30 protein-coding genes are annotated in these 25569 nt (G+C 41.6%); 7 read left to right on the forward strand and 23 right to left on the reverse strand.

Going from position 1 to position 25569, the window contains the following annotated elements; all coding sequences use genetic code 11:
• Positions 1 to 99: 99 nt before the first annotated feature.
• The 7 genes from B5Y67_RS19395 to B5Y67_RS19425 all read right to left on the reverse strand — a co-directional run bounded on the left by B5Y67_RS19395 (position 100) and on the right by B5Y67_RS19425 (position 9049).
• Positions 100 to 444, reverse strand: a complete 345-nt coding sequence (locus tag B5Y67_RS19395; RefSeq protein ID WP_088228064.1) for a hypothetical protein — start codon at positions 442 to 444, stop codon at positions 100 to 102.
• A gap of 274 nt (positions 445 to 718) precedes the next feature.
• A complete protein-coding gene (locus B5Y67_RS19400) occupies positions 719 to 3994 on the reverse strand; it encodes a glycosyltransferase (RefSeq protein WP_088228065.1) in 3276 nt (1091 codons plus the stop codon).
• Positions 3991 to 5052 (reverse strand): polysaccharide biosynthesis protein, encoded by a 1062-nt coding sequence (locus B5Y67_RS19405; protein WP_088228066.1) that lies wholly within the window; start codon positions 5050 to 5052, stop codon positions 3991 to 3993. Before B5Y67_RS19405 ends, B5Y67_RS19400 begins: the two co-directional genes overlap by 4 nt.
• Before the next feature lie 23 nt (positions 5053 to 5075).
• Complete coding sequence (locus B5Y67_RS19410) at positions 5076 to 5960, reverse strand: SDR family oxidoreductase (protein ID WP_088228067.1); 885 nt, start codon at positions 5958 to 5960, stop codon at positions 5076 to 5078.
• Between the two features lie 26 nt (positions 5961 to 5986).
• Positions 5987 to 6670 (reverse strand): sugar phosphate nucleotidyltransferase, encoded by a 684-nt coding sequence (locus B5Y67_RS19415; RefSeq protein WP_088228068.1) that lies wholly within the window; start codon positions 6668 to 6670, stop codon positions 5987 to 5989.
• 19 nt (positions 6671 to 6689) lie between these two features.
• A complete protein-coding gene (locus tag B5Y67_RS19420) occupies positions 6690 to 7676 on the reverse strand; it encodes an SDR family NAD(P)-dependent oxidoreductase (protein ID WP_088228069.1) in 987 nt (328 codons plus the stop codon).
• 248 nt (positions 7677 to 7924) lie between these two features.
• Positions 7925 to 9049 carry a glycosyltransferase family 4 protein gene (locus B5Y67_RS19425; protein ID WP_088228070.1) on the reverse strand — a complete coding sequence of 375 codons (1125 nt, stop codon included), beginning with the start codon at positions 9047 to 9049 and terminating at the stop codon, positions 7925 to 7927.
• A gap of 377 nt (positions 9050 to 9426) precedes the next feature.
• On the opposite strand from B5Y67_RS19425, the gene B5Y67_RS19430 reads away from it, so the two are divergent.
• The 7 genes from B5Y67_RS19430 (at position 9427) to B5Y67_RS19460 (ending at position 17612) form a co-directional block, all read left to right on the forward strand.
• Positions 9427 to 10290 carry a response regulator gene (locus B5Y67_RS19430; protein WP_242976049.1) on the forward strand — a complete coding sequence of 288 codons (864 nt, stop codon included), beginning with the start codon at positions 9427 to 9429 and terminating at the stop codon, positions 10288 to 10290.
• Positions 10281 to 10754 (forward strand): chemotaxis protein CheX, encoded by a 474-nt coding sequence (locus B5Y67_RS19435; protein WP_088228071.1) that lies wholly within the window; start codon positions 10281 to 10283, stop codon positions 10752 to 10754. The genes B5Y67_RS19430 and B5Y67_RS19435 overlap by 10 nt, the downstream gene beginning before the upstream one ends.
• Positions 10755 to 10936: 182 nt before the next feature.
• On the forward strand, positions 10937 to 11944 hold the full coding sequence (locus tag B5Y67_RS19440; protein ID WP_088228072.1) for a glycosyltransferase family 1 protein: 1008 nt from the start codon (positions 10937 to 10939) through the stop codon (positions 11942 to 11944).
• 96 nt (positions 11945 to 12040) lie between these two features.
• Complete coding sequence (locus tag B5Y67_RS19445; RefSeq protein WP_088228073.1) at positions 12041 to 13591, forward strand: YncE family protein; 1551 nt, start codon at positions 12041 to 12043, stop codon at positions 13589 to 13591.
• Between the two features lie 119 nt (positions 13592 to 13710).
• Positions 13711 to 15390, forward strand: a complete 1680-nt coding sequence (locus B5Y67_RS19450) for a hypothetical protein (RefSeq protein WP_088228074.1) — start codon at positions 13711 to 13713, stop codon at positions 15388 to 15390.
• A gap of 217 nt (positions 15391 to 15607) precedes the next feature.
• Positions 15608 to 16558 carry a glycosyltransferase gene (locus B5Y67_RS19455; RefSeq protein ID WP_088228075.1) on the forward strand — a complete coding sequence of 317 codons (951 nt, stop codon included), beginning with the start codon at positions 15608 to 15610 and terminating at the stop codon, positions 16556 to 16558.
• A 61-nt stretch (positions 16559 to 16619) separates the two neighbouring features.
• A complete protein-coding gene (locus B5Y67_RS19460; RefSeq protein ID WP_088228076.1) occupies positions 16620 to 17612 on the forward strand; it encodes a glycosyltransferase in 993 nt (330 codons plus the stop codon).
• Positions 17613 to 17705: 93 nt separating this feature from the next.
• Here B5Y67_RS19460 and gvpA read toward each other — a convergent pair whose 3' ends face one another.
• The 16 genes from gvpA to B5Y67_RS19540 all read right to left on the reverse strand — a co-directional run bounded on the left by gvpA (position 17706) and on the right by B5Y67_RS19540 (position 25334).
• Positions 17706 to 17918, reverse strand: a complete 213-nt coding sequence (gene gvpA, locus B5Y67_RS19465) for a gas vesicle structural protein GvpA (RefSeq protein WP_047808708.1) — start codon at positions 17916 to 17918, stop codon at positions 17706 to 17708.
• A 280-nt stretch (positions 17919 to 18198) separates the two neighbouring features.
• Positions 18199 to 18549 (reverse strand): gas vesicle protein, encoded by a 351-nt coding sequence (locus B5Y67_RS19470; RefSeq protein WP_088228077.1) that lies wholly within the window; start codon positions 18547 to 18549, stop codon positions 18199 to 18201.
• A 22-nt stretch (positions 18550 to 18571) separates the two neighbouring features.
• Positions 18572 to 18904 carry a gas vesicle protein K gene (locus B5Y67_RS19475; protein WP_088228078.1) on the reverse strand — a complete coding sequence of 111 codons (333 nt, stop codon included), beginning with the start codon at positions 18902 to 18904 and terminating at the stop codon, positions 18572 to 18574.
• Positions 18901 to 19650 carry a GvpL/GvpF family gas vesicle protein gene (locus B5Y67_RS19480; protein ID WP_088228079.1) on the reverse strand — a complete coding sequence of 250 codons (750 nt, stop codon included), beginning with the start codon at positions 19648 to 19650 and terminating at the stop codon, positions 18901 to 18903. Before B5Y67_RS19480 ends, B5Y67_RS19475 begins: the two co-directional genes overlap by 4 nt.
• Complete coding sequence (locus B5Y67_RS19485; RefSeq protein ID WP_088228080.1) at positions 19647 to 19847, reverse strand: gas vesicle protein; 201 nt, start codon at positions 19845 to 19847, stop codon at positions 19647 to 19649. Before B5Y67_RS19485 ends, B5Y67_RS19480 begins: the two co-directional genes overlap by 4 nt.
• Complete coding sequence (locus B5Y67_RS19490) at positions 19840 to 20829, reverse strand: GvpL/GvpF family gas vesicle protein (RefSeq protein ID WP_088228081.1); 990 nt, start codon at positions 20827 to 20829, stop codon at positions 19840 to 19842. The genes B5Y67_RS19485 and B5Y67_RS19490 overlap by 8 nt, the downstream gene beginning before the upstream one ends.
• A complete protein-coding gene (locus B5Y67_RS19495; RefSeq protein ID WP_088228082.1) occupies positions 20826 to 21032 on the reverse strand; it encodes a gas vesicle protein GvpG in 207 nt (68 codons plus the stop codon). Before B5Y67_RS19495 ends, B5Y67_RS19490 begins: the two co-directional genes overlap by 4 nt.
• A gap of 37 nt (positions 21033 to 21069) precedes the next feature.
• Positions 21070 to 21789, reverse strand: coding sequence for a GvpL/GvpF family gas vesicle protein (locus tag B5Y67_RS19500; protein WP_170932752.1), 720 nt, complete (start codon positions 21787 to 21789; stop codon positions 21070 to 21072).
• Positions 21790 to 21903: 114 nt separating this feature from the next.
• Positions 21904 to 22179 (reverse strand): gas vesicle protein GvpO, encoded by a 276-nt coding sequence (gvpO, locus tag B5Y67_RS19505; protein ID WP_088228084.1) that lies wholly within the window; start codon positions 22177 to 22179, stop codon positions 21904 to 21906.
• Between the two features lie 15 nt (positions 22180 to 22194).
• The gene (gene gvpJ, locus B5Y67_RS19510) at positions 22195 to 22416 is read right to left on the reverse strand and encodes a gas vesicle protein GvpJ (protein WP_088228085.1); all 222 of its coding nucleotides are present in this window, start codon (positions 22414 to 22416) and stop codon (positions 22195 to 22197) included.
• An 85-nt stretch (positions 22417 to 22501) separates the two neighbouring features.
• Positions 22502 to 22723 carry a hypothetical protein gene (locus B5Y67_RS19515; RefSeq protein WP_088228086.1) on the reverse strand — a complete coding sequence of 74 codons (222 nt, stop codon included), beginning with the start codon at positions 22721 to 22723 and terminating at the stop codon, positions 22502 to 22504.
• A 5-nt stretch (positions 22724 to 22728) separates the two neighbouring features.
• Positions 22729 to 23613, reverse strand: coding sequence for a gas vesicle protein GvpN (gvpN, locus tag B5Y67_RS19520; protein WP_088228087.1), 885 nt, complete (start codon positions 23611 to 23613; stop codon positions 22729 to 22731).
• 4 nt (positions 23614 to 23617) lie between these two features.
• Entirely contained in the window at positions 23618 to 24034 is a 417-nt protein-coding gene (locus B5Y67_RS19525) for a hypothetical protein (protein ID WP_088228088.1), read from the reverse strand.
• Positions 24035 to 24110: 76 nt separating this feature from the next.
• Positions 24111 to 24317: a gas vesicle protein GvpJ gene (gene gvpJ / locus B5Y67_RS19530; protein ID WP_047808695.1), complete on the reverse strand. Its 207-nt coding sequence runs from the start codon at positions 24315 to 24317 to the stop codon at positions 24111 to 24113.
• A 238-nt stretch (positions 24318 to 24555) separates the two neighbouring features.
• Positions 24556 to 25005, reverse strand: a complete 450-nt coding sequence (locus B5Y67_RS19535; RefSeq protein ID WP_088228089.1) for a hypothetical protein — start codon at positions 25003 to 25005, stop codon at positions 24556 to 24558.
• Between the two features lie 104 nt (positions 25006 to 25109).
• Positions 25110 to 25334 carry a hypothetical protein gene (locus B5Y67_RS19540; protein ID WP_088228090.1) on the reverse strand — a complete coding sequence of 75 codons (225 nt, stop codon included), beginning with the start codon at positions 25332 to 25334 and terminating at the stop codon, positions 25110 to 25112.
• Positions 25335 to 25569 lie beyond the last annotated feature (235 nt).

Below are 25569 nucleotides of genomic sequence, written 5' to 3' on the forward strand. Positions count from 1 at the left end.
TAATGTGTTACAGATACTCTTCAACTTAGGTCTACAATGAAACTATAAGCATCACTTTGCTAGAAGCTGTTTGAAAAGTAACCATTCTATCGATAATCTTTAAATCGAATGCAATTCCGAAGAAATCATCGGCAAGACCGGTGTAACCTTTCCGTTTGCCTCCTTTCCCCGAATGGAAACATGGGTATCCTCAGAACTTACAAATACCTGAAATTCGAAGGCATCATAGATGCTGTTGAAATTCCTTTGGTCTACAGCTCCTGCAGAAATGGCAAAAAATTCATCGACATATTTGAATCTTTGTTGTCCTTTATAGAAAAAACCATCGATTTGAACTGCCACAGTCGATGTATCCTCATTAGAAATTTCTACAATAAGGCTTACAGTCTTTTTTCTGGGACCAGTCCAGAAATTATTAACTAATCCTGTAGTAAAATAAGGCAAGCGATTTCACCTCCTGGTTTAGTAAGCTTCTTTATTATATTGATTTTGTCCGCTTTAAGTTACAAATTGAGGTCGAATTTCATTATTATTCCAAACACAAAACTATTGCCACAAATGCAGGCAGCTTCGCCCACAAGAGTGAACCCATGATATGGAGAGGCGGAAAACGCTCACAAAGGTTACGTGGGGAAGAGGAGCCAGCTATTAAGAAATAAACTTTTCTACAAATAAGCATCGGCTGCTAATTTAAATCAGCGGCCGATGTTTCAACATTTTATAACTTCCCCCACTCTCTGCCCTCGTTCCTGATAATTTTACTTACCCTGGAAAAGTAGAGATTCTTGTTATAATCCCATTCCGGAGGACCTCCGCCTTCATAATAGCCCTCTGCTCGAGGATGGTACAAATGCGCCGTTAACGCATCCGTCGGACAATATCTGCAGCCATTCCTCAATAAGCGATCGATCAAATCCCGATCATCGTAGGCAACCCCTACAAAGTCTTCGTCGTAGCCCCCTATTTCTATAAATTGACTGCGGTGCAGAGCCATCAAAAATGGCATCCTTGTATCTAACCCGATGCAGCTGTCGAAAACCTCCGGTTCAAAGATTCCGTTATTTCTGTCGACACTTGCCAATAAAGCGCCCGTACGGTCATCTTTTCCCACAGGAATACCTAACAGTTTCGGATTATCCAAGATCGGCTTGGTAAGCTTAGCAATGGTTTCATTGACATGAAACATCTCAGCGCAGCACATAACCAAAATATCACCGGAAGCTTGCTTTACCCCAATATTAATCGCGAAACCGGGCACTCGCCAAACCGGGTCATTACCAACATTTCTTTGCCCGGTAAAAATATATTTTAAGTTAAGCTTTTCCTTAAACTCGCTGCAGATCGTTTCCGTTTCATCCTCTATACCGTCATTGACCACGATGGTTTCAAACTCATAAGGCATTGTCTGGAGAGATAAGGAATAAAGGCCCCACCTTAACAAATGGGTTCTCTGGAAGGTGGTAATTATGATGGATACCTTATGCCCTGGGGCTTTCCTTTGAGAGTTGACTTTTTTTACCATAAGTTCTTTAAAAACAATCTGTAGTAACTGCTGCCATTTTTGGGTTGTATCCTGAACGGAGATATTCTTAGCGCTGATTATTGTTCTTGGAGTGAAAGCATGTTTAGGGAATTCTTGAATTGCCCTCTCAAAATCCTCGCCATAAATTCCGCATTTGGACCGCTCCTCGATACTAAACTCCTCAAAAATACCAACATTACGCTTAATCAAGGGCACATTGCAGAGACAAGCTTTAACAGCATTAGGGCTTCCCCAATTATAGGGTGAAGCATCAATGAAAAAATCGGCACAATTTAATAGTTTAACGAGCAATGTTTGAGATGTTGGCCTAAATCGTCTTACATTAGCCGCAATAAATGATTCGATCGACTTGGAAACTATAATCCAAGTTATTTCCGGATGAGCTTTAATAAAGAAACTTACTTTACTCCAGCCATCGATTTCCGAAAAGTCTCCGATAAAAATTCCGATTCGACCTGAGGCAAAATTCAACTCCGCACGAACTTTCTCCTTATCCAGAGGCTTAAAGGCTTCAAGATCAACACCACCGGGAATAATTTCGAAGTCATACTCAGGATAGGCTAAGGCCGTCTGGATAGAATTCGTCACAAGTCTATCAGCCCGCCGCAGATTTTCCTCTTGCAGGGCATTCCCCATATCCAGGGATCGAACATTATCTTGCAGAAATGCTATTGTATAACGTGATTCATCAATGGTAATAAATGTTGCATTTTGGAGAATCACTTCGACTTCCGGATGATGCCGATAAATATAGTTTCGGGTATTGTCTGTATAGTTACCCTTTAAACCGGCAATTTTCTGATGAACATTAATCGAAGCAGGCAAGGATTCTTGCAAAGCAGTCCAGAAAACTTTTTCCTGCATCGATCCTAAGGATAGATCATTGCAGACGGCAATTTTAATCTTCTTGGAAACTGCTGGCATGATTGTTAAACTATCAAGTTCTCCCCATTGAAAATGGTAGACGATGCTGTCAAAGGCTGTTTGGTGCTTTATCCCCAGAGCCTGAAGTCTTAACATTAAAACGGTATCCCCAGATATACAAGCCTCTCCCCGTCGGGCAATAACCGGATGATTTAAATCACTGCCCAGCAGAACCTGTCCTTCCGGATAGCCTCCGACACTTTCGAAATGTTCTTTGCGGATTAAAAGGGGCATAAACAGCCCTCCATCCATCACTCTTGATTCCGAGAGTTCTCGGGCGAACTCCAAAAATTCATCTTCTCGATAAGCGGAATAATCTCGACCACAGTCTCTTTCCACCCCGTACTGACCGCTGGGCAATTTCCCAGATTCCACTAAACGCGAAGCAACACAATTCTTTCCGTCATAAGCCCGCCAAAGATGATCAAACCAACCTGGTGAAAAGGCCATATCTGTATTGATAAAAATAACAAAATCCCCCTGAGCTTTAGCAGCAGCAAAATTGTAGGCACGATAAACATTATTGACATACCATTCCTTTTGCTGCTCGGGAGTATTGGTAAAAACATAATGGGGAATGTAATTGTCGGCTAAATAATTCAGCACGGAGGCGTTGGCATCATTCGCCACAAAGAAAAATTCTTTGTCACTCATATCGGTATACTTAAATACCTGTTCATAAACAAATTTCAACCATTCCACGCTCTTATAGACCAAACAAACAATGGAAAATCTCGGCCGGAACACTTCTTCCCGATAACTTTCCACATAGGCAAGGGATTCCTCGAAGGTCAAGGGCTGTAGTTCTTCGTCATCGACCCACAAACCTTCCGGGAAGAGTTCCTGAGGGACTCTTCCCGTTACAAGTTTCTCTTCGCTAATTAAACGGTCCAGCATATCATAGCCCCGTTGTCCATGGGACTTATAAATAAGATACTTATAAGCCAACCGCTGCTTAGAGGAAAAACCGTAGTGCAAAACCTGGACGCCAAGAGTCCATTTTACGGTCCGGATCGTTGAAGGGAAAAGAGGTTGATGAAGTCCGGGCTTAGTGTCGTTGAAACGGATTCCGGGAACAACTCGCCAGAGGCGGCAAAACCAGCCTTGATCATACAAGCTGTCCAGCCTCTGCCAGGAATTGCTGCGCCAGATATTTATTTCGTGCATATTGACAGCATCGATCTGATTTTCATCACACTCTTTGCATAACTCTTGAAGTTTCTCAGCGGCATTAGCAGTCAGCACTTCATCCGCATCCAACCACAAGATAAAATCCGGGTCCAGCTTTAAGGCCTCCTCCAGGAGAAGCTGCTTATGACTTCGCTCGTTCACAAAGTCATTCTTCGTGCCTCTAATGACATAGGGCGTTCGTTGAAGCAAATATTCGTAGCTGCCATCCGTACTGCCGTCGTCGTAAACCACCAAATGATTCACTAAAGGGAAAACATAGTTCATAAACCGTTCTAGGTTGTCCTTGCACAGTTCATTATAGATTTGGCATATACAAACAATGCTGTAGTTCTTCAACGTAAAAATTCTCCTTCTTCTTGAAATTGGTCAACCAAGAGTTGTTGCTTTCTCAACAGAGCAACCGTTTCTTCGAAGGTCATGAGAAAATCTCCGGAACTATACTCTTTTACCAAAGCCTGTTGATCCGGTTCAGGGACAAAGAGTTCAGGAAGCATCGGCTTGATAGCATAATAAGCGCCTCGGTCATAGGCTCTCCAGGCCTCTTCTTCAGAAACCAGGACTTCATGGACTTTCTCCCCAGGTCGAATTCCTGTATAGCTTATAGGGATTTGCCGGTTTTCTAGGAGAGCTTTTGCTACATCTTCAATCCGCGCGGCAGGGATCTTGGGAATATAGATTTCACCGGCTTTTGCCCCTGCAAGAGCCGCGAAAATGGTATCCACAGCACTCTCTAAGGGTAATAAAAATCTGGTCATTTCTTTGGTCGTAATCGTAACCGGGCCGCCATGCTTAATCTGCTCATGGAATAAAGGAATAACCGAACCTCTGGAAGCCAGGACATTGCCATAGCGCACACATATAAATTTCGTCTTAGGAATTACAACATTGGCAGTGATGAAAATCCTTTCCTGCATGGCTTTGGAAATTCCCATGGCATTCACCGGTTTACAAGCCTTATCTGTCGAAACTCCAACAACTGTTTCCACAGGAAGATTATTTTCGGCAATTCCTCGTACGATATTTTCCGCCCCAAGGATATTAGTTCGCACTGCTTCAAAGGGGAAATACTCACAAGACGGAACCTGCTTTAAAGCTGCCGCGTTAATAACAATGTCTGCATCCTTTAACACTGAACAAACAGAAGAATAGTCCCGGATATCCCCAATGCGAAATTCAATTAAACGAGCGAAATTGTCATAGATGACTTCATCCGTGACCTTCTTTTTGTTCTGGTACTCAACTCTCATAGTATGCTGCTTAGCTTCATCCCGCGAAAAAATAACAATTTTCTTTGGAGAACCAAGTCCCTTCTTTAACAACCGACGGGTTAACACCTTTCCGAGTGAACCTGTCCCCCCGGTAATAACAATAACTTTATTATCAAAAAGCTTCATGTTTATCCCCCTTGACAACCTTATTAACGAATTTGATATGGGCCTTGCAAATAATGGTTATACATCTCATGGACCAGTTCAGTCCATCCAGGCGGATTATACCCCGTAAGAGAACGGAATTTTGAAGAGTCTAATGATCGGTCGACCCGAACACTATTGTCGGGTTCAATATTGATAGTTTTGCTGTACTGGGCGGCTATCAATTTAAGCAGCTCATATTTTGAGATAGGATTAGCCGATACATGATAAAGACCGTTCATTTCCGGATTAGGAATTACATAATCACGAATAATTCGCGAAAATTCTACAGTTGGAAATCCGGAATAAATGACTTTTCTAAAACCCCGGACCGTTTCTTTTTGACCCAAAAACCATTCAACCAATCCATAATTTCCTTTTAACTCATGACCAATAATTGAAGTGCGAAGCGTAATACAATGAGGATAAGTTACTTCCCCGAGGAATTTAGTCCTTCCGTAAAGATCGGCGGCATTAGAAAAATCATGTTCAACATAATTCCCCTTTGCACCATCGAACACACAATCTGAACTGACGTGGATAAATCGTGCACCTGAGACACTGCAAAGCCGTGCTATGCGGTGGGGTAAAAGTGCGTTAGCCGTTATCGTCGTGATTGGATCTTGGGCTTCGGGGAGCTGTTTAATAATTCCAATGCAATTCACAACGATATCAGGGTTAACCTCAGCGAAAACCCTGACCAGACGATCTGTATGCAGAATATCGATATCGGAGTATACCTTCGTCACTCTGGCAATGGGCAGCCAACCAGATAATTCCTTTCCTGAACGGACCGTTGCATAAACATCAAACCATGGATCTTCAGAAAGAGAATTGAAGAGGGTATGCCCTAACATCCCTGTTGCACCTAGGACCAAAATTTTTTTCATACCCTTCTCTCGCTCCTTACTTAAACCTAACAGTGTTCAAATTGTTCCTTGGCTTTTTCCAGATCAGCGAGAGTCCCAATGTCAAACCATAAATCCTGACTTTCATAGCTAACGACATTAGCTCGTTCTAAAAGAAGACGCTGAACCAGATCCGGCATATCAAAACGTTGATTCTCAGGAATCAAGGGGAGAACCCCTTTGTTAATGACATAAATCCCCATACTTGCCCAATAGTCTATGGTTGGTTTTTCCGAGTAAGAGATGATTTGACCATCCTTCGTTTCCAGGACTCCAAAGGATGAACTGATAGATTTCTGATGCACGGCCACAGTCATATCGGCTTTCATTGCTAAATGGTGTTTATACAAAGCCCCAAAGTCTAAGGTTGTTAGTTCATCCCCGTTGACCACCACAAAATTATCATCCAGCTTATCAACCATTCGTAAGGGACCTGCCGTTCCTAAAGGATCTTTTTCCACCGAATAGCGTATGCTCAAGCCATAATAGCTTCCGTCTTGGAAGTAAAGCTTCATTAAATCAGCAAGATACCCTAAACACATGATGATTTCATGAGCACCTGCAAGTTTAAGCTGTTCTACAAGAATCTCTGCAATGGGTTTATCTCCAATCGGAAAAAGAGGTTTGGGTAAAATTCGGGAAAATGGATCCAAACGTATTCCCCGTCCACCTGCTAACATAATGGTTTGCATTGTATTCCCCTCTTTACCTTTATATCTGGTATTTACCAATATGGAAGCGGTCTAAATGAACAGCAATCCATTCCATGGTCCTTTCTATCCCATCTTCCAAAGGAACACGCGGTTCCCACTCGAGTACTTCCCTGGCTAAATGATTATCCGCCAAAAGACGGTTGACCTCACTTCGGCTCGGTCGAATTCTTGACTCGTCCACAACAATATTTGCCTTACTCCCTAAGGTTTTCTTAATGACGTGAGCTAACTCTCCAATTGATATTTCTTTTCCTGAACCTACATTAATGACCTTGCCAAGTGCTGTCTGCTTCTGAGATGCTCTTATAAAGCCCTCGACCGTATCAGTAACATACGTAAAGTCGCGTAAAGTCTCTATATTGCCCAGACGTATTTCTTTACTGGCCATAGCCTGGGTAATTAATGTTGGAATGACAGCCCTCGCAGACTGCCGCGGCCCGTAACAATTAAACGGTCTTACAGTAACGACAGGTAACTCATAGGAAGCGTAAAAACTTTCGGCTAATTTATCCGCTCCGATCTTACTGGCGGAATATGGGGACTGGCCTTGAAGGGGATGATTTTCGTCAATGGGCACATAGCGTGCAGACCCATAGACTTCACTGGTTGATGTATGAACAATTCGGCTTACACCAAGATCCCGGGCAGCCGTCAGAACATTAAATGTCCCCATGATATTGGTCTCAACGACCTCACGAGGATTTTTATAAGAATATGGAATTCCCACTAACGCCCCTAAATGAAATACTGTGTCGCAGCCTTTCAGCGAACGTTCAATAACATCTGCATCGCGCAGATCACCGGCAACAATTTCAATTTCATCAAGAACCTTTGGATCCAAATCCTCTAAATTTCCTCGGCCATCACGGGAATTATAGCGAATAAAAACACGAACCTTGGCCCCATTTTTAACTAATGTTTCAGTCAGGTGACTGCCAATAAACCCACCTGCACCTGTGACCAAAACCTGCTTCTGTTCCAACACGTTCCCCCATTCCCCCTTCAACAATGATTGCTATATCCTATGTCATCCTCCGTATATCTGACACACGTTGTACGATGAAGATAATAATAACTTGTCATCATACAGTAACTGATTGCCTGTAAGCTGCATTCCCTTCGCACTTAATTCATTCCATAGGAAAGGAGTCCTCTGAATCAGCCAAAGGACTCCCCTTGAAAGTTATTTAAGTTTCAGCATTTAATAACGTTCACTCTCTCCTGCCTGGGGTATTATTTCTTGGTTTGTTCCAAAAGCATCCTATATTTGAGAGCAAGCCGTCCCCATTCCAGGCTCGTTGCCTTCTCCTGGCCTTTTGCAGCGAGACGTCGCAGTATTGCAGGATTGTCAATAGCTTTTCGTAAAGTGTTTGCCAGTTGTTTACTATTCCCCGGTTCAAAGATAAGGGCACAAGAATCAGAAACTAATTCTGCAAGCCCCCCGGCTCTGGAAGTAATTACTGGAACACCAATCGCCATTCCCTCCAAAGCCACGAGGCCAAAAGCCTCACGTCTGCTGGGAACCACCAGTCCCGCAGCCCTACTCATCCAGCCCCATACTTCTGAACTGCTTGGCAGCCAACCCTGAAATTTTACCAAAGATCCAAGTTTTCTTGCATCAACAAGTCTTCTCAAGTGGGATTCATAAGTGTAATCCGGTGCCTTTCCGATAATATTAAGCCGAACTTGCCGCCCATTTTGTCTAACCAGGTGGACCGCTAGAATTAAATCTTCAATTCCTTTATAAGCCAGCAATCTGCCAACATAGAGAAACTCATTGGTATTTTTCGGCTCCCAGCGTTCAGAGGGCCAGGAAATGCCGAGAGGTAGAACTTCTGTTTTCGACAAATATTGAGGAAAATTTTCCAGTAAATAATTCCTTTCGCTCTGACTTATTAGATGAAGCTGTCGGCAGCGCAGCAAAAGATCTTCTTGAACTTTAAATTGCGCTTGCAGCTCAGGCTCCGCACTATCTCCTAATTCCTGGCGCAAAAAGGAATAAACTGAATAAAGAATTGGTGTTTTCCCGCCCGAAAGGGTATAAGCCAAAGACGTGAAATTAATGGCATGGCAATGAATTAAATCCCATCCCTGATTGAGCTCAGGAAATTCCCGAACTACCGTCTCCGCTTTGATCATGCCTAAATTACCAATATAATGACCGTTACGAGGCAATCCTAAAACTTTAATCTGTGATCCCCTTAAATCCCATCTAGGTTCAGCTAAATCGCTGCGCGGTACAATAATGGTTTGACGCACTCCTGAACGATCAAGCATATGAACCATACCGCTGACTGCTGTACCGGCTCCGCCAAAACTCTCTGCTTCAAATTCATTGGTTAAGGATAACACATCCATAACAATTACCTCCACACTCCATCCTATGCGACAAGCCTGGGCGGGTGCCGAAGCAGAGAACAGGAACCACTCCCACTTGTAGAAGTGAGAGTCTCACGATTGGATGGAAATTAAGAATTCAAACTTTAGTACTTACAAGTTTTCACAAGCTTTTATCTTATTTTAATAATATAGTATTAATCTTATTATAACATTTTTACTATTTTTAGATATTTATCCTATTTATTGGTTAGTTTTAATTAAACTAGTTCGATTATTTCCAAAAAATGAACTTCTTTCTGATTAAACCTAAGTTTTATGTTATAATATGCAAAAAGAAGATGAATTGGTCAATTTATGAAAACTATTATAATAAAGACTTTGAGAGGAATGTATGTATGAGCGCAGCTAAAGTAATGATTGTCGATGACTCATTTTTTTCTCGAACGCTTCTTGCCGAAACTTTGCAACTTGGGGGATGTGAAGTTGTAGGAGAAGCAGATTCATTCGATTCCTTAATTGAAACCTATAACAATTGCAAACCTGATATTGTCACCATGGACATTGTCATGCCCGGAACTGACGGATTCGAATGCAGCAGAGCACTTCTAATGAATGATCCCTCAGCTAAAATAATACTTGTAAGTTCAATGAAAGATGAAGAAACGGAGGCGGAGGCCAGACGGATAGGCATTGCCGGATATGTTCAAAAGCCCATTGACGGCGAGTATCTTTTAAATATCATTAAGAACATACTGTCACCAGACACTCTCTATGAGGAACTTATTGAATCGGCTCCCGGAATTTTCAACGAAGCTCTTTCGCAAAATATTACACGTATGACTAAGACACCGGTATCTTTCGAATCTATGGACACCTTCGATGACACTTATGTATCCCAAGGGATTACAACAGTTATCGGCATCATTGGACGGTATTCCGGATCTATGATTTTGGATTTATCCAGTGAAGCTGCCGAGCAAATTGTGGAAATACTTTTACATCGTCCCAGCAAAAACCACGAAGAAGTATTGGCAATGGTCGCAGAACTCGCCAATATCATTGCAGGCGTCGCTTGCTCAATGCTCAATAAAAAAGATAAATCCTACAGCTTACGCGTATCTCCTCCCAGCGTCTTTTTTAGCTCAAATTCGGAAATTGCCAGTCCAAATTTAAAAATTCAAGCATCCTATGCCCAAACGACCTTTGGATCTATATTTCTTGGAATTGGTTTTAAAAAAGGAGCAGCATCATGGATATAAATCTCATTAATCCACTCATCCTATCATTTATAGACATCCTTCCCCAAATTGGTTTTCAGTCAGTGGAACGTAAAGGTCTCTCCTTAGTCGCATCAACGTTGGATTACGATGGAGTGCTTGTAAATATTTCTTTGGTCGGAGTGTTAAAAGGTGCCATTTTAATTGGTATGAGCTTAGATTCTGCTAAAGAATTTGCATCCAAAATGATGATGGGTATGCCAGTGACGGACTTTGATTCACTGGCCCAAAGCGCAATCTCAGAAATGGGGAATATGGTGTGTGCCAATGCTTGTACTCAATTTAGCAAGGTGGGCATAGACGGACTTGATATTTCTCCTCCGGTCCTGCTTATTGGTCATAATGGACAAGCCACCTTACCGGTCCCTCAAACAATAGCGGTTCAATTTCTCGTTGATGGTATTGAGATTAATGTCTACGTAGGATTGATTGAAGTGAATGGTTAATAAAGGTAACCAAGACATAAGACAGTGGCTGCCGCTCTGAGAACTTTAGTGTTCCCAGAGCGGCAGCCCTTTTTTTGTCAACTAGAACTAAAATGCTTACTCTTAATTCCCAATTGAGGATAACTAACATACCTTAACTATAAGAGCAATATTTTGTAACCCAAACCATGAGGAGGTATGCAATGCCAACCTTCATCTATCCTCCCTCAATACCTTGGAATTGGATGTTTCAACGACCTCAACAACTTCTTGGGCAGTTTTCCGCATCTGGACACACGGTTCTATATGAAGACCTGGGGAACTTTCCTCATCCTAGAATCAGGAGCTTATCCTCTAGCCTACATCTCTGTCAAGGAATTTCAGCCCTTGAGGTTTCACATCCACGACCCCGTATACTTTGGTTAACAGTTCCCTCTCATATTAACGTTATTTCAAATTATAATCCTGATCTCATTATCTACGATGCCGTTGATGAGCCCAAAGAAGAATTTGCAAGTTGGGCGCCCTATTACCCTGCTATCCTTGAAAAGGCGGATCTTATTTTTTGTAGCAGCCAAAGCATCTATAACTATTTTTACCCAAGGCATCCTCACGTATATCTAGTTCCTAATGGCGTAGATTACGTGCATTTTTCCCCCTCTCCCACTAGCCGCCCCAAGGATCTGCCCATAGGCAAACCCATTATCGGCTACAGCGGTGCAATAGCTCCTTGGGTTGATTGGGAGTTGCTTAAAACCGTGATCCAACAAAATCATGATCTTAACTTCGTATTTATCGGGGCCTTTTTCCAGAAATATAAATTTCCGCTAAATTTTAAAAACGTTTATTATTTAGGGTTGAAATCTTATTATGAACTGCCAACTTACCTACATTACTTTGACGTTGGATTAGTACCATTTCTTCTAACAGAAATGACAAAGGGATGCAACCCCATTAAGCTCTATGAATATTACGCTGCGGGAATCCAGGTATTAGCCACACCCCTGTTGGAATTGCTCACTGTTCCTAAAATCAATCTTGAAAGTGATCCCCATTTATTCTCCCTTCGCTTACGTCATCTTTTGACAGAAAAGGATTCAAGCAAAGCTGAAAGAATGTCCTTTGCTCAAGCAAATGATTGGGCAGAACGGAGTGGCAGAATGCTTCAGCAAATTTTAATAATGACTAGCCAAAATCAAGAAAGCGTGTAACACCCCACAGAACTATGGAATACAATACGTTGAAAACGTTGGAAATCCTGCTCAGTCTAACTTTTTCTCGATTCAATAAAGGGGGGGAATACACACATGCTATTTGAAACCCATGCTTGGGTAACCCTCGACAACGCAGTCGCCATATATAACGTATACAGCGATGTGCTTGTCGCCACCATCCCCGTAGGAATTGCACCCGCTTTCCCAAAACGTACGCCGGATGGTATTAAAGTTTTAGTCCCGAATCAAGGAAGTAACACCGTCTCAATCTTATGTACCTCGACAAATCGTGTTTTAGCAACTATTCCGGTGGGGCTTGCTCCTACTGCCGTAGCCATTGACCCAACCAGTACAACAGCCTATGTGACAAACTCCGGAAGCGGAACAGTTTCTGTCATCAGCATTCCAACAGATACAGTAGTTGCAACAATTACCGTTGGCTCGAATCCTGTGGACGTAACCATTGCTCGCGATGGCAGCCGCGTTTATGTCAGCAATAGTGGCAGCAATTCCGTTTCTGTCATTAATCCTGTGACAAATACCGTTATAGCCACAATTCCAGTTGGAACTTCGCCTGACGGTCTAGCAGTTAGCTTAGATAATTCAAAACTTTTTGTTGTCAACAGCGGAAGTAACAATGTCAGTGTCATCAACACTTCTAACAATACGTTGATAAGTACAATTCCTGTTGGTTCAGATCCTCAAAAAATCGCAGTCAACCCAGTCAACCCAGTCTTCATGTATGTAACCAACTTTACCTCTAACAGTGTAAGTGTCATCTCAACCACTGGACTCAATGTCACCACCACAGTACCGGTTGGCATCAATCCCCTCGGCATAGATGTCACCGGTGATGGCACTCAAGTATGGGTTGCTAATGAAGGAGACAGTTCCATCAGCATAATTAATACCACCACAAATACTATTGCAGCTGCTCTTCCCACGTCCTTCCCACCGAGAGGAGTTACCGTTGGCAGAGTTGGATCAGCCTTATCCCCAAGTGAACCTATTGATTTGCTCGACCCTTATCAACTCGAAGAGATCACTGAATCGGTATGTATCATTGTAGAAAAAGTTTATGCCAGCTGTCAACAAAGAGAATGTTTCCCTGCCTTCACAGTCACATTGCCTACAGGAGTACCTCCGTTCACCTTTATCAGCATGACTTTCGCAAATGGCGTGATTGTTCCCGGCAGTATCGTCATCACTCCAATTCCATCCCGCCCTAATTTCTCCAGGGTTCAATTCACCATTCAAATTCCTTACACGCTAACTTTAAGAGATTCAACAGGTGCCCTGTTTACTTTAACAGGCAACTTGCCGGATATTAACAAAGATATTGTTATGTATTTCCCACCCACTCGTCCAGAATTTGACTTTAATCTTCGTGTTGAAACAAGAACTGAAGTTTTAACAAGTCCTGTCTTCACAACAACAACTATTCAAATTGCCATCGGCAGCTTTGTCATAACTAAAGTAACTGGTGTTGTCCAACTTCTTGTTCCTGCCTTTGGCTTCTGTCCAGAACCCCCAGCTTGTGAAGAGTTCCCAGTTATTCCTCAGAATCCCTGTCTTAACTTCTTCGATACCACTCTCACCCCATTCCCCAGTGATTTCTTCCCACCACAACAGGACAATTGCTAGATACTCTACTTCTTATGACTTCTTGCCCTATAAAAAGAAAGGGCCGTCCATGCGGCCTTTTCTTTTTACTAAACTATTTATCAGATAAGCCCTGATAAAAATAATAAGGAAGTGATCATATGGCTTTCTTAAATCGAACCACACCAAATTCTCTACTTCTAACCTATGAAAACGAATCTACTTATTTGCACATTGATTCTCACGGATGCGCCCTTTTCGGAAAGGATAGGCCCGAACCTTACTTCAAAATTCAAGAACCACTGCTTTTAGCCCATGGGATCATGACCGACTCTGAAACTGTTCATCTGGTTGTCTTAAAGACAAACGGCGAACTCTGTTATACGCTGATTCCCCGTTCTTCAAGTCCACAGACAACCTTGATCTCCAAATTGGATGTTCGGGCAACTAAATATCGTCGGCTCTTTCTATTTCCACAAGGTAAAATGATACATATTTTTTATGCTTGTTCCCACCAGGCTATTCGTGATCTCTGGCGTATTGAGCACCATTTCTGGAATGGCACAACTTGGAACAGTGTACATTTAGGGGAAGTTGTTCATCCGCGAGTGCCCCTCTATCATGTAAACATGGATAGGCAGGGGAACCTCCATTTAATCACCTTAACCTTCCAAGGAAGGTATTCCCTCCTCTTTACAAATCGTTTTAATGGAACATTTCACATATGGGGCTCACCGACTGAAGCCCTGAAGATTTCCGGCGAAGTAATAGATATGACCGCACTTATGACCTCAGACAATGTCCATCATCTATTTTGGGCTGTTAAAAATACTAATGGACAGTTTGAAGTTCGTTGGGCACAGCAAACGAATGCCCTTGAACTAACGGGAGAATGGCTCCCATCGCCTGCCCCAATAAGAACCTTCTCCTCTCCTTGGAAAAATCTCGGTTCTTTGGAAGTCAACGGCGTTATCTGGCTTTTAATCCAAAGTGAAGAGGAAATCCTGATGCTCAACGACGGAGCAGGTTGGAGAATGGTTTCCACACACACGCCTTTCTATCAGCCTTTGCAATGGGTTCACAAAAGTAAAAGAAATTTCCATCAAACGTTTTGGTTAGAAAGTCAGGCTGAACGACGCACTCCAGTATATTATCGTGAATTGGGTTTAGCTCTTTCCGCTTCACCTCAGCTTACTACTTTACAATCGCTCTCAATGAAAACGAGTCCCTCAGCTCCTCCTCCCCCAGTTCCGGCCTACTATCCTGAAGTATCCTCGGCAACTTATTATCCCATTTCCCCTGTTTCAACCTTGGAAAATCCCTTAAATCTTAATGATCCGCCAAAAGAAGCAGATCCTTCTTCGGAGGTTATCCAAGATATTCTCGAATCGCCAACTCCTTCTCCGGAGGAAGAGCATCCTCAATCTCAGCCCAAACAAGAAAACCCTCAACTCGAACATCTAATCACAACTGTTGCTCACTTGGAACAAGAAAATTCCAATCTGAGTCTTACGTTACAAACTATAATTTCCAAATTTGATCAGATTCTTAATGCCCTCACTGAAACTACTACTTCTAAAAACGATATCAATTTCTCTGAAGATTTAACAGAAGCCCCGGCCACGCCCGAGGTCCCTGTCGAAGAATTGGAGCCTTTTAAGGAGGCCATGTCAAATCTCGAAAGAGAAACACAAGGTCTCTCTCAAATCCTGCATAAGATGTTAACTAAGCAGGAGGAAAATGAATCCTCTTTAGAAAACCTCGGTATACAAATTTGCCAGCTTCAGGAGAAGACCGAACTGAAAAATAAAGGAGGTTTTTGGAATAAATGGATCACATAGACTTAAAATCCAACCTTTCAGAAATCTTATCGAAATATCCTCAGACAGCATTAGTATTTAAAAAATTTGGGATCTCAATAAGTGGCTGAGGGGCCAAAAGTTTACTCAATATGAGTGTTGAGCAGGCTGCTCAACGTTATCATCTTAACTCAGCAACTCTGATTAAATCCTTAGAGGTTTCAATAAAACAATTCGGCAACGAGTGGAGACATTATTAATGAACTTATTATTTTTAAACGATTCATCATTGTTGAGCTATGGCTTAGTATCGGGTTTTTCTTCTTCTGATAGCTTTGAGTATCTTCCGGTCCATTTAGCCGATTGGGAAAATCGTTTGGACCGCTTGCTGAGAAAACAAAGACCAGATTTCGCTTTTGCTGAAGGAGTTTCAATTTCAACAGTAGCTCGGAGACTCTTTCCGCTTCTACGTCGTTATTCAATTCCTCTCGTCTATTGGGCAATTGACGATCCCCCCGACTGGAACCGCATGTCCCGTCCCTTAGGGCGCGGGGCCAGTCTTGTACTTACTCCAGCCAAAGAGTGTCTACCTCTCTATCAGAGAGACAAAATTCGAGCGCATTACTTTCATTTTGCCTGCAATCCATCGTTTCATCGCCCCGTTGAGCCATCCTTCGATCTCCAAAGCGACTTACTGCTGGTGGCTAATTACTATACATCCTATCCTCAAAGGAAATCCGGTCTCGATACAATCCTCACCCCCTTACTCAATGAATCGTTTCGTCTGAAAGTTTACGGTAACGAACATTGGCTATCAAACTCCGACCACTATACGTTACCTTCAGACATTTACCAAGGTTATTTGCCCTACATCCGGCTGCCTTGCGCATATTCTTCAGCGAAGATTGTACTAGGTTTGCATTCAGTAATAACCTCCCCAACAATGATGAGTATGCGCACTTTTGAAGCATTAGGATGCCGAGCTTTTTTCTTAACCCATTGGTCACCAGCACTGGAAGCTCTTTTTAAAAACCACGTTCATCTCGTCTGGAGTCGTCATCCCGACGAAACGATTGAGCTCGTCCGTTTTTATCTAAGCCGAGATGATCTCCGACTCAAAATTGCTCGCCAAGGCCAAGAGGAAGTATACCGTAACCATACATATAAACACCGGATACAATCCGTTCGGGCAATTCTCGAAACCTTATAATCGCTGGCTCAAGTCTCCTTCAGATTCTGGTGATTGAGCTAATATGGATAGGAGGCTTTCGATGAAAGTACTTTTTCAAGCACGACCAGATCTCATGAAAAACCCTGCCGGGGATACAGTTCAGGTGATCTCCACAGGCCAAAATCTAATAAGACTTGGAGTTGAAGTGAATTTTTCCGCAGACCCCAACCTTGATTTAACACTTTATGATTTAATACACATATTCAATATTACACGAATTAAGGAAAGTTACATGTTTTTTTGCAACGCTCAAAAACAACAAAAACAAATCCTTATATCCCCAATCTATTGGCCCCCTATTGCCTTTCTAAAAAGAGAGGGCAACCATCCCAATGCCTTAGCAATTTGGAAACATATGCAGCCCATGCGTGATCGATTAGTTAGGGAATGCCAACTCTTACTCCCGAATAGCCAGATGGAAATGGATGCTCTCCGTCAAGATTTCCCTAAAGCAGCAAACTATAAAGTTATCCCCAACGGATTCCCTGATGCTTTTATAGGTGTTGATTCAGATGCCTTTCGCCAACAGTTTCCCCATTTACCCCAAGAGTTTGTGCTCTGTGCGGCAAGAATTTCGCCACGCAAAAACCAGTACTGGTTAGCGAAAGTTGCACAAGAACTTAGTCTTCCGGTTGTATTATTAGGCCCTATAAATGACCAAGCCTATTTCGAAAGTGTGACGCTCTTTCCTAATATTTATCATCTCGGAACGCTACAGGGAGAACTTCTGGCCTCGGCTTATTCTGCTGCCAAAGCACATGTCCTGCCAAGTTGGTTTGAGACTCCAGGTTTGTCCAGCATTGAAGCTGGAGCATGCGGGACCGTCGTCATTTCCACAGATCAAGGAAGCCCTAAAGAGTACTTCCGGGATATGGCCTTATATGTGCATCCACTTGATAATGAAAGTTTACGCCTTGCCCTTGAGCAATCCTTTCAGGCTTCACCTTTACCCCTAATGCATCACCTGCGCCAGCATTACACCTGGTCCAAAGTTGCCGAAATGACCTACGAAGCTTATCAAACCCTCATCTAACAAGACGATGTCCCCAAACCAAAAACGAACTCCACACCACTTCACTAAGTGGGGGAGTTCGCATTGGACTATCAAGGTTTCCCTTAGTTCTAATTAGAACAGGTCACCATAGTGTTCAGTAGTTAGTCCTACTGCACAAGCATATTTCAAAAAGCTATTGACGCTTGCTATAACAATACGGAGATCAACTGTTAGGAGTTCAATGCCAACTAAGGAAACTCTAACATATCCGTCAATGACTATCCCTTTTTCTAAAATGCGGTCAACAACTTCTGCCAGGCTTGAGGAATCGACATCCTTTTTCATAAGGTTTACCTCCTCTCTAATTATACCTTGTCCTTGTCCTACTTTATAATATGTTCAGCTTTGGACATGGTGCATAAAATATAGTTATTTTTTACGAAAACTTAAAGGGCTGTCCTGAAAACTTACCTCTAAAATTCCGAAGTGGGTGGCAAATAGCCAAAGGCGTTCTCGCTTCACTAGTATATAGTGAAGTGAGAACGCCTTTATTGAATGATTAGGCAAGCGAAGGGAGGACCTCAATGAGAATGCAACAAGTTCTGGTACAGCCCCATCTTAAAAGTTAAGTACGATATCTTGGCCGCTTAATAGTTGCATCATTCTCTAATACCTCAGCAGGATTTCCCACGCTCTCCTCATTCTGTAAAGCAATTTGCGCAGGCGCAACAGATTCCAAAGCTGCAGGTTCTTGCGCTCTAGCCCTCGATGAAAGATATGGATCATGTGCCCACCAATCGATGCCCATTTCTTTGGCTTTATCGACTGAGGCTACAAGCAAACGAATTTTTATGTTCAACAGTTCAACATCTGCTAAAGATATTTTAATATCTCCAGCAATGACAATCCCTTTATCCAAAATTCGTTCTAAGAGATCGCCCAAGCTACTGCTGTTATTGGAGTGTTGAATTGCCAAACCACTTCCCCTTCTTTCCTCTCTACATTAAATTACCCAGAGGACCCAGATCTAAATTAAGATCACTTTCCTTTAAACCAAATATCTCACGCATTTCAATCATTTTGTCATCCAATTTTAAAAAAGTTTGACCCATCTCTTCGATTTCCTCATCAGTCAAAGTTCCGCCTTCAATACGCCGCAAAGCTTCGTGTTCCATAACTCTTCTCAACAGTTCCACGACCGTAAGTACCAATTTTGCCAATCCTTGATCTGGATTACCTTCATTAGCATTAACACGCCCAATATTGCTGCCTTCTTCGAAACTGCTTAAACTTTCGGCTATCTTATCACCAGCTTCATCATTTTCAATCATGAAATCACCTCCCTATTTACCCACTGGGATGATTCACGTATCAGGTATTTTTCAGATTTTAAGGACAGTGAGCTAAAATGAAAAGGAGGCCAAGGACCTGAATAATCGATAGTCCAATCACAATTATCAGCAAGTGATTCTAATTTATGAATAAACACTCCTCTAAGGGAATTAGGCACTAAGAAGCTCAAATTAATTCCTGACTCAATAGTTTTAGGAACCTCAAACCATGAGTCTTTGATCAAAGGAGTTAACGATGAACGTAAATCCTCAACTAGTTCTCGAGTCCGTGCTACTTCTCTGGCCAAAAACTCATGCCTGACTCTCAACCGATTAAGGTACTCCTTTCCACTTTGCACATTTTCCTTGTCTGGAAGATTAGGGAACTGAGCTGAGTCTCGTTCCTTATGTGCTAAAATTAAGCAATACTCAGAACAGCCATCAACTTTGGCGAAACAAGCTTCAAGTTCTTTTGCATATTTGTTCAACAGTTCGATTAAATTGATCTCACTGAAAGTTATAACACCCGCCTGAATTGGCAATATGGTCAAATTCAACTCATTGATTCTTTCATACCATTGTAGCATCGCATATAGAAAATCTCGTTTAGAGCTAAACGTCTCCTTAGGCGAATTACACCAAAGGACACTATACTCGCCTACTGTTGTACATTTTACCCACAATGGTGCTTCACATGGTAAATCTGCACCATGGCGAGTGAACGCCAAAAGATAAAGTTTCTTCATAACGACACATCTTTCTTCTGATGACTACCTTCAAGCATAGTTTGAACGGAAGTAAGAACGAGCTTCAAATTCAAATAAACCAAATCAACATTCCCACAGCTAAGAATTAAATCTCCTGAAATTACAACCCCTTTATCCAGCAATTTTTCAACGACTTCAAGCAGAGTAACTTCTTTTGTATTTGCAATATCACCCACCTGCTATTTCCCCCTCATTGTTTAGCCTTGAAAAATGATAGGCAGGCCAGGGGCCGGATACCTCAACCATAAAACCTAAAGAATCGGTCAATTCATCAAATGCGTTAAGTTTTGTATCCCATTCTTGGCAATGTTCCTTAGAAATCAAATAATGCGCAGCAAATACAAGCAAATAATTGTCTTGAACTGCTACCTCAGATTTTTCTAAGAGGATGCTTTCTGTCGAAATGCTGTTTAGGTCTTGATAAAACGATTCTCCATAATCATTCATCATTTGTTCCATTTCTGCCTTAAGCTTTTTCTCCCATTGGAGTTTTTGAAAATACCCCCCACCATTTTGGTCGCCTGAATAGGGAAGGTCATTATGAAGTTTTACCAACAACTGTTGACTATTAACTAAAACCTTAACTTGCATTTCATAATGATTCTCCAGATGATTCAGATCATTTTCTATTTTCTCGGCATTCACCGTAAGTTGTTGTTTAACGTTATCGACATTCCTATAAATCGTACAGAAAGGAAGAGGAATGACCGTCCTATCTTCCATTGTTTTCAATATAATTTCTTCATGGCGACGCGCCTGGCTCTCAACCCAGACCATATCCTCCATATGGTTGTGAATTGATTCTTCACTGTATTCTTCTCGGGATACCGGGCAAACAATCATACTTAGATTGCCGCTTTCAATAAGATGACATGGCCTGTCCTCCATGCCAAACAGTGAAATCGGTTTTTCAAGAGTCTTTGTAATGCCAATAGCGTACAAAAGCTCATCCTTGTTATCCTGAGGCACTTGATACTGGACGCTATTGACGGCTGATGACAAGGGTTTCGATTTTAAAAAGCCCTGAGCTACTACTGCTTCACCGTTCTCTCTTAACCGCGCCATAATAACTTCTTCTAGTTCTTCAAGCACCTTTTCTGCACACTGATTCACAAGTTTTTCGATACTACTTTCCCACTCTTCAAGGGACCATTTCATTCTTCAATCCCTCTTTCTCTCCCTTCCACTAAACGTTCAAAGAGTCGTTTTTCGTATTCCCGATATTCTTCTAAGGTGATTTCATGATTTTCCAACATATACTGACGTTGACTAAGCTCTCGCCGAATTGCTTCGGGACTATAATACTCAGCTTGTGCTTGTTCAATCACCTGTTTTATTGCCCATATCGGAAACCGAAACATTTCATTCACCTTCTATCGATAGAAATTCGAAATGCCGTTATTTAGCATTCACAAAGTGATGCGGAGCCCACGGGCCAGTATATTTGAAAATCATGGTTTCCGAGTAGATTGCGTAAAGCTTACCTACAGCTTGATCAAATGCATCCTCTTTGGCACGATCTATTAAATACACGCCATCAAAAGCTTGAAATTCATCCATTGGCTCTTTGATTACCCACTCAACTGCCAATGGTCGCAGCGCTGCAAGAAATGATTTTTCCAATTCCTTACGTTCATAATCTGCGGTTTCCATAATAGCCTTTCCAAATTCCACAACATCATAGCCCTGACCCTTTCCCCGTTCCAATTCATTTTTCCAGCGAGCCAAACGCTTGTTTTTCAGCATTGTCTCTTGGAAACTCTCTTTTTTCCACCATACTTTGAGTTCTACTTCTATTTTGTTTTCTAAATGTGCCAACAGTTTCAGATAACCCTTTTTATCCTTGCGAAGGATTTCTCGGATTTCTTCTTCTTTATAAAATAGTGTTCCGAAGCGTAAGGGAATTACTGTCATATACTTTATCACGTGACACAATACTTCCGTATAACGACTCATACTTTCCCTTGTTACCATGGTTATTGATTCATCATTAATCTCAGCACACAAGAGCCCTAGCTCTCCCTCTGCGACAAGGCAAATTTTCTCTTGCTTAAAGGCAGATGTTAATAGTTCGGCGTTTTCGGAATTTACTCGGATAATTCCGTAGGCATAATACAAATTCTCCACTCCTTAAAACTCATCTGCACCAGGCTCAACAAAAACATTCACTTCTCGCGGCACTCAATTTCTAAACGATGAATTCTAAAAAAGAAAGTCATGTCACGACACGACTTAATAATCTTCAGAATTCATATTAGTGAGTTGATCTCTTTCTCTTAAACTAACCCTCTTGTATCCTAAAATCTCTAAGTTAATACTTACTTCGACCTCATAAATCCCAACAACATCGTCCAGAGCCCGGCGCCGCTGGTACTCGGAATCCTCGATTGTTTCAACTTGAACTAACCAGGTATCTTCATAACGCTTTACGCCAATAACATGAGCTTCTTTTTCTAAAACATCCTGAAAGAAATCTTTGACATCACTAACTAATTTGTGGATATCCATGCTTTAGCTCCTCCTTCAATATTTCATTATGGAAGAGTCAGCTAGGGTTAGCCCAATGGCGGAAGCGTATTTCAGATAGGTATCCACTGAAGCGATGACAATGCGCGCTTCAATGGTGATGAGTTCAATTCCTACTAAAGAAATTCTAACAAAGGCATCAATAACAATCCCCTTGTCAAGAATTCGGTCAATGACCTCCGTTAAATTAGTCGACTCTACGCTTTTGATCAATGCCATACTCTGACCCCCTCCCAACCTTGCCTAACTCATATATATTATCTGGGGGCAGAAATCATGACAAATTAGTATAGCTACATGAAACTTAAACTCTATTTCTTTTCAAAAACTTCTCAAGCTTTTGCAGCTCTTTTTGAACAACCTGAACTCTTTCCTCAATTATATTAACCCTCTTAGCTATTTGCCCTCGTTCTGCTGTGAGTCGGTGCAGTTCCTGATCGTAAACATGCATCTGAAAGTAGCTTGGTTTATGGTCATGAACTAGCGGCCGAATTAGTTTCGGTCTAATAGGCGGTGATTGATGCATTATTCTCACTTCCTATCCTCTGAAATATACTTATCTAATTCAGTTCTAATGCGTTCTAGCAATTGATTATTGCTAACATCATCACTCTCATAGAAAATCTCCGAACCAATAACATCCATTAACACCTGAAGAAATACAGGGTTTTCGCTCACAGGTTTAAAACCCCTGGTCGCTAGGATTGTTGCAACCATAATAGCTGCCCGTATGCTGGGTTTCTTGACTGAATTTCTCCGAATTCCACGAATGATGTCGACAATCCTTGCCGCTTCGCGCCAGGGTAATCCTGAACGCCCTGAAACTATGGCTACTTCCGATTCTCGGTCTAATCCTCTTATTGGAATAGTTATAACACGGTCTTTCAAAGCATCTTGTAGTATATGAACCCCTGCGTATTCTGACGGGTTACTGGTAAAGATCACCGAAAAATCAGGATGAACACTCAATTTTGTTTCTCCTTTTTGCAGGGTAGACAAATCAAGTGTCTTTTCCTGCAACACGGCAAGCAGGACATTATTCGTCTCTGGTTTAGAACGAGTAAAGTCATCATAGACTAAGGTATACCCATTCCTACAGGCATGAGTAATTCTGCCATCGTACCAAACACTATCCATTGCTTCCTCGGCTTTCCAAACAGAATGAACATAGTTATCGAGTACTTTCCTTCTGCGCATCCCCGAGTTTCCGCCCACTAAATCTGAAGGTTTATATTCATCATTACCCTGGAGAGTCACTACCGGACGACCTAACAACTCTGCAATATGCATGGCTAATGAAGTCTTTCCTGTACCAGCTGGTCCACAAAAATGAACAGCATATCCTGCCTGGAGATAGAGTACTGCACGGTTCGTTAGATCTTTAAAATATGCTGTCTCTATAAATGCATCCGGCATTACCTTACCTCCCTATACGCTTTCTAGTCGGATACTCTCCAAATTTACGTTCTTTTTTTTCTTCGACTATCTTCTTACCAAAAAGATACTCCCCTGCTTTATACCAACCTTTGAGTTCTTCTTCACGTTCTCTTGCCCATACCATTCTTTCTTCTACTTGCAATTTAAAATTTGACACCAGTACCTTCATCATGTCCGAACGTTCAACTTCAAAATTTTCAAGCAATTCCTGGGCATTCTCCAAAACTTGCTTTATGGCCACCAGCTGATTTCTTTGATCAACCTTTCTCTGTTCAGCAAGTTCATCTTTATCGTTTTTTACTTTTGCCCAAATTTCAGTTTGAATCGTTTCTAATTCATCCTTCCTTTGGTCAAATTCCTCACATAACACATGCCCTAATTCAACAAGACTCATACTCATTATTACTTCCCCTTTGCAGCTAAATGAATGGGAGGGAGCATTTCCCCCTCCCATAAAGGATTTCTAAATCGTTAGATTAAAAGTCATGGTGCATTTCTGTTAATCCAACAGCTGCTGCGTATCTCAGCCAAGTATTAACACTTGCAATTACTACACGAGCATCAACTGCGAGCAATTCAATCCCAACGAGAGAAACACGCACATAAGCGTCAATTACAATACCTTTTTCTAAAATCCGATCTACAACTTCGGCTAAACTTGAGGAATCAATGTCCTTTTTCATTTTTCTGCCACCTTTCTAAATTTTAGAAGAGGATCTTTGGGATATTGCACTAGATTTACTTTTCACCTTCCCTCAATCTCTTTCACTCCCAATTTATGTGAATTGTCCAAAAGGTGTGCAAGCTTTTCTAGCTTTTAGCAATTAAATCCCTCTCTCCGTTTCCCTACACTCTATGTGCTAAGGGCTCTTCTCGTTACCGTTAAAAAGGCATTCCCTCAATTTCAAAATCAACGTTCAACTACCCTTTAAGATTGTACCTTTTCCATTTCTGCATAAGAGTGTTTGCAATTACTTCAAAGTCGGATGACGCAGTGAATATTATTTCATGTTCATCAATGCCATCTTTAGTAACAATACAAAGAAATTTCTCGTCTAACACAGGTTTCTCATTAGCCTCTCTTTTAATGTTCGGAAGTTTAGGTAACTCTGAGATAATTTTTATCGAATTAATCTGTGATAAGTGGAAAACTTTACGGTTAAAGGCTACAGCATCCATTGGATGAAACGAGATAGCCATTGTCCCTTGTTTTAACTCAGGATGACCGCCAATCATTTTGATTACTTTCGCAGCGTAGGGTTTACCATATTTTTTATCTATTTCCTTATAACCATTGCGGGATTTTATGAGAATAATAGCTAATGCAACTACTAAAATAAAGCAAAGTCCTACAACAATTGTGCTCATCACATTAATCTCCTCCTAACTAGATGTAGAAATTCAACAGTTCATCCGGTCATTCTCACAATAATTATTTCCTACATATAATAATCATCTTCTAGATCTTCCTGTTCTCATGAGCCATTTAAACGACTTAATAATCGCTCTATCGTGATTTGAAGATCATTTTTTACCCGTGCAGCTTTTACACTAATATTAAGAAAATCAAGCGCTCCTACAACTGATCCACATTCAACACACTGAATAAAGAGTACTGCTCGTGTCGTTCCTTCCAGATTATTGGCAAAAACAGCTTCAAATTTTTGGCCCCCACATTTCAAGCATCGTGATTGAGCCATAGAAATACCCCCTTATTAAAAAATCACGAGTTTAACTAACTATTGACTACAATTCTCCTTCCTAACTTAGAATTTCATCGCCTTGTTAGTATAGTATTCATGTTTAGACGTAACGATTTAGTTTTGCATAAGCATTATATAATCTTTGTTAAGTAAACTTATTCGCTTATTTAATGTGATTACTACAGCTTTTATTGCAAGAAAACCTTGAGACACAGTTTAGGAGCCCCAATTA

It is taken from the genome of Desulfosporosinus sp. FKB (assembly GCF_002196705.1).
Classification (GTDB): Bacteria; Bacillota; Desulfitobacteriia; order Desulfitobacteriales; family Desulfitobacteriaceae; genus Desulfosporosinus.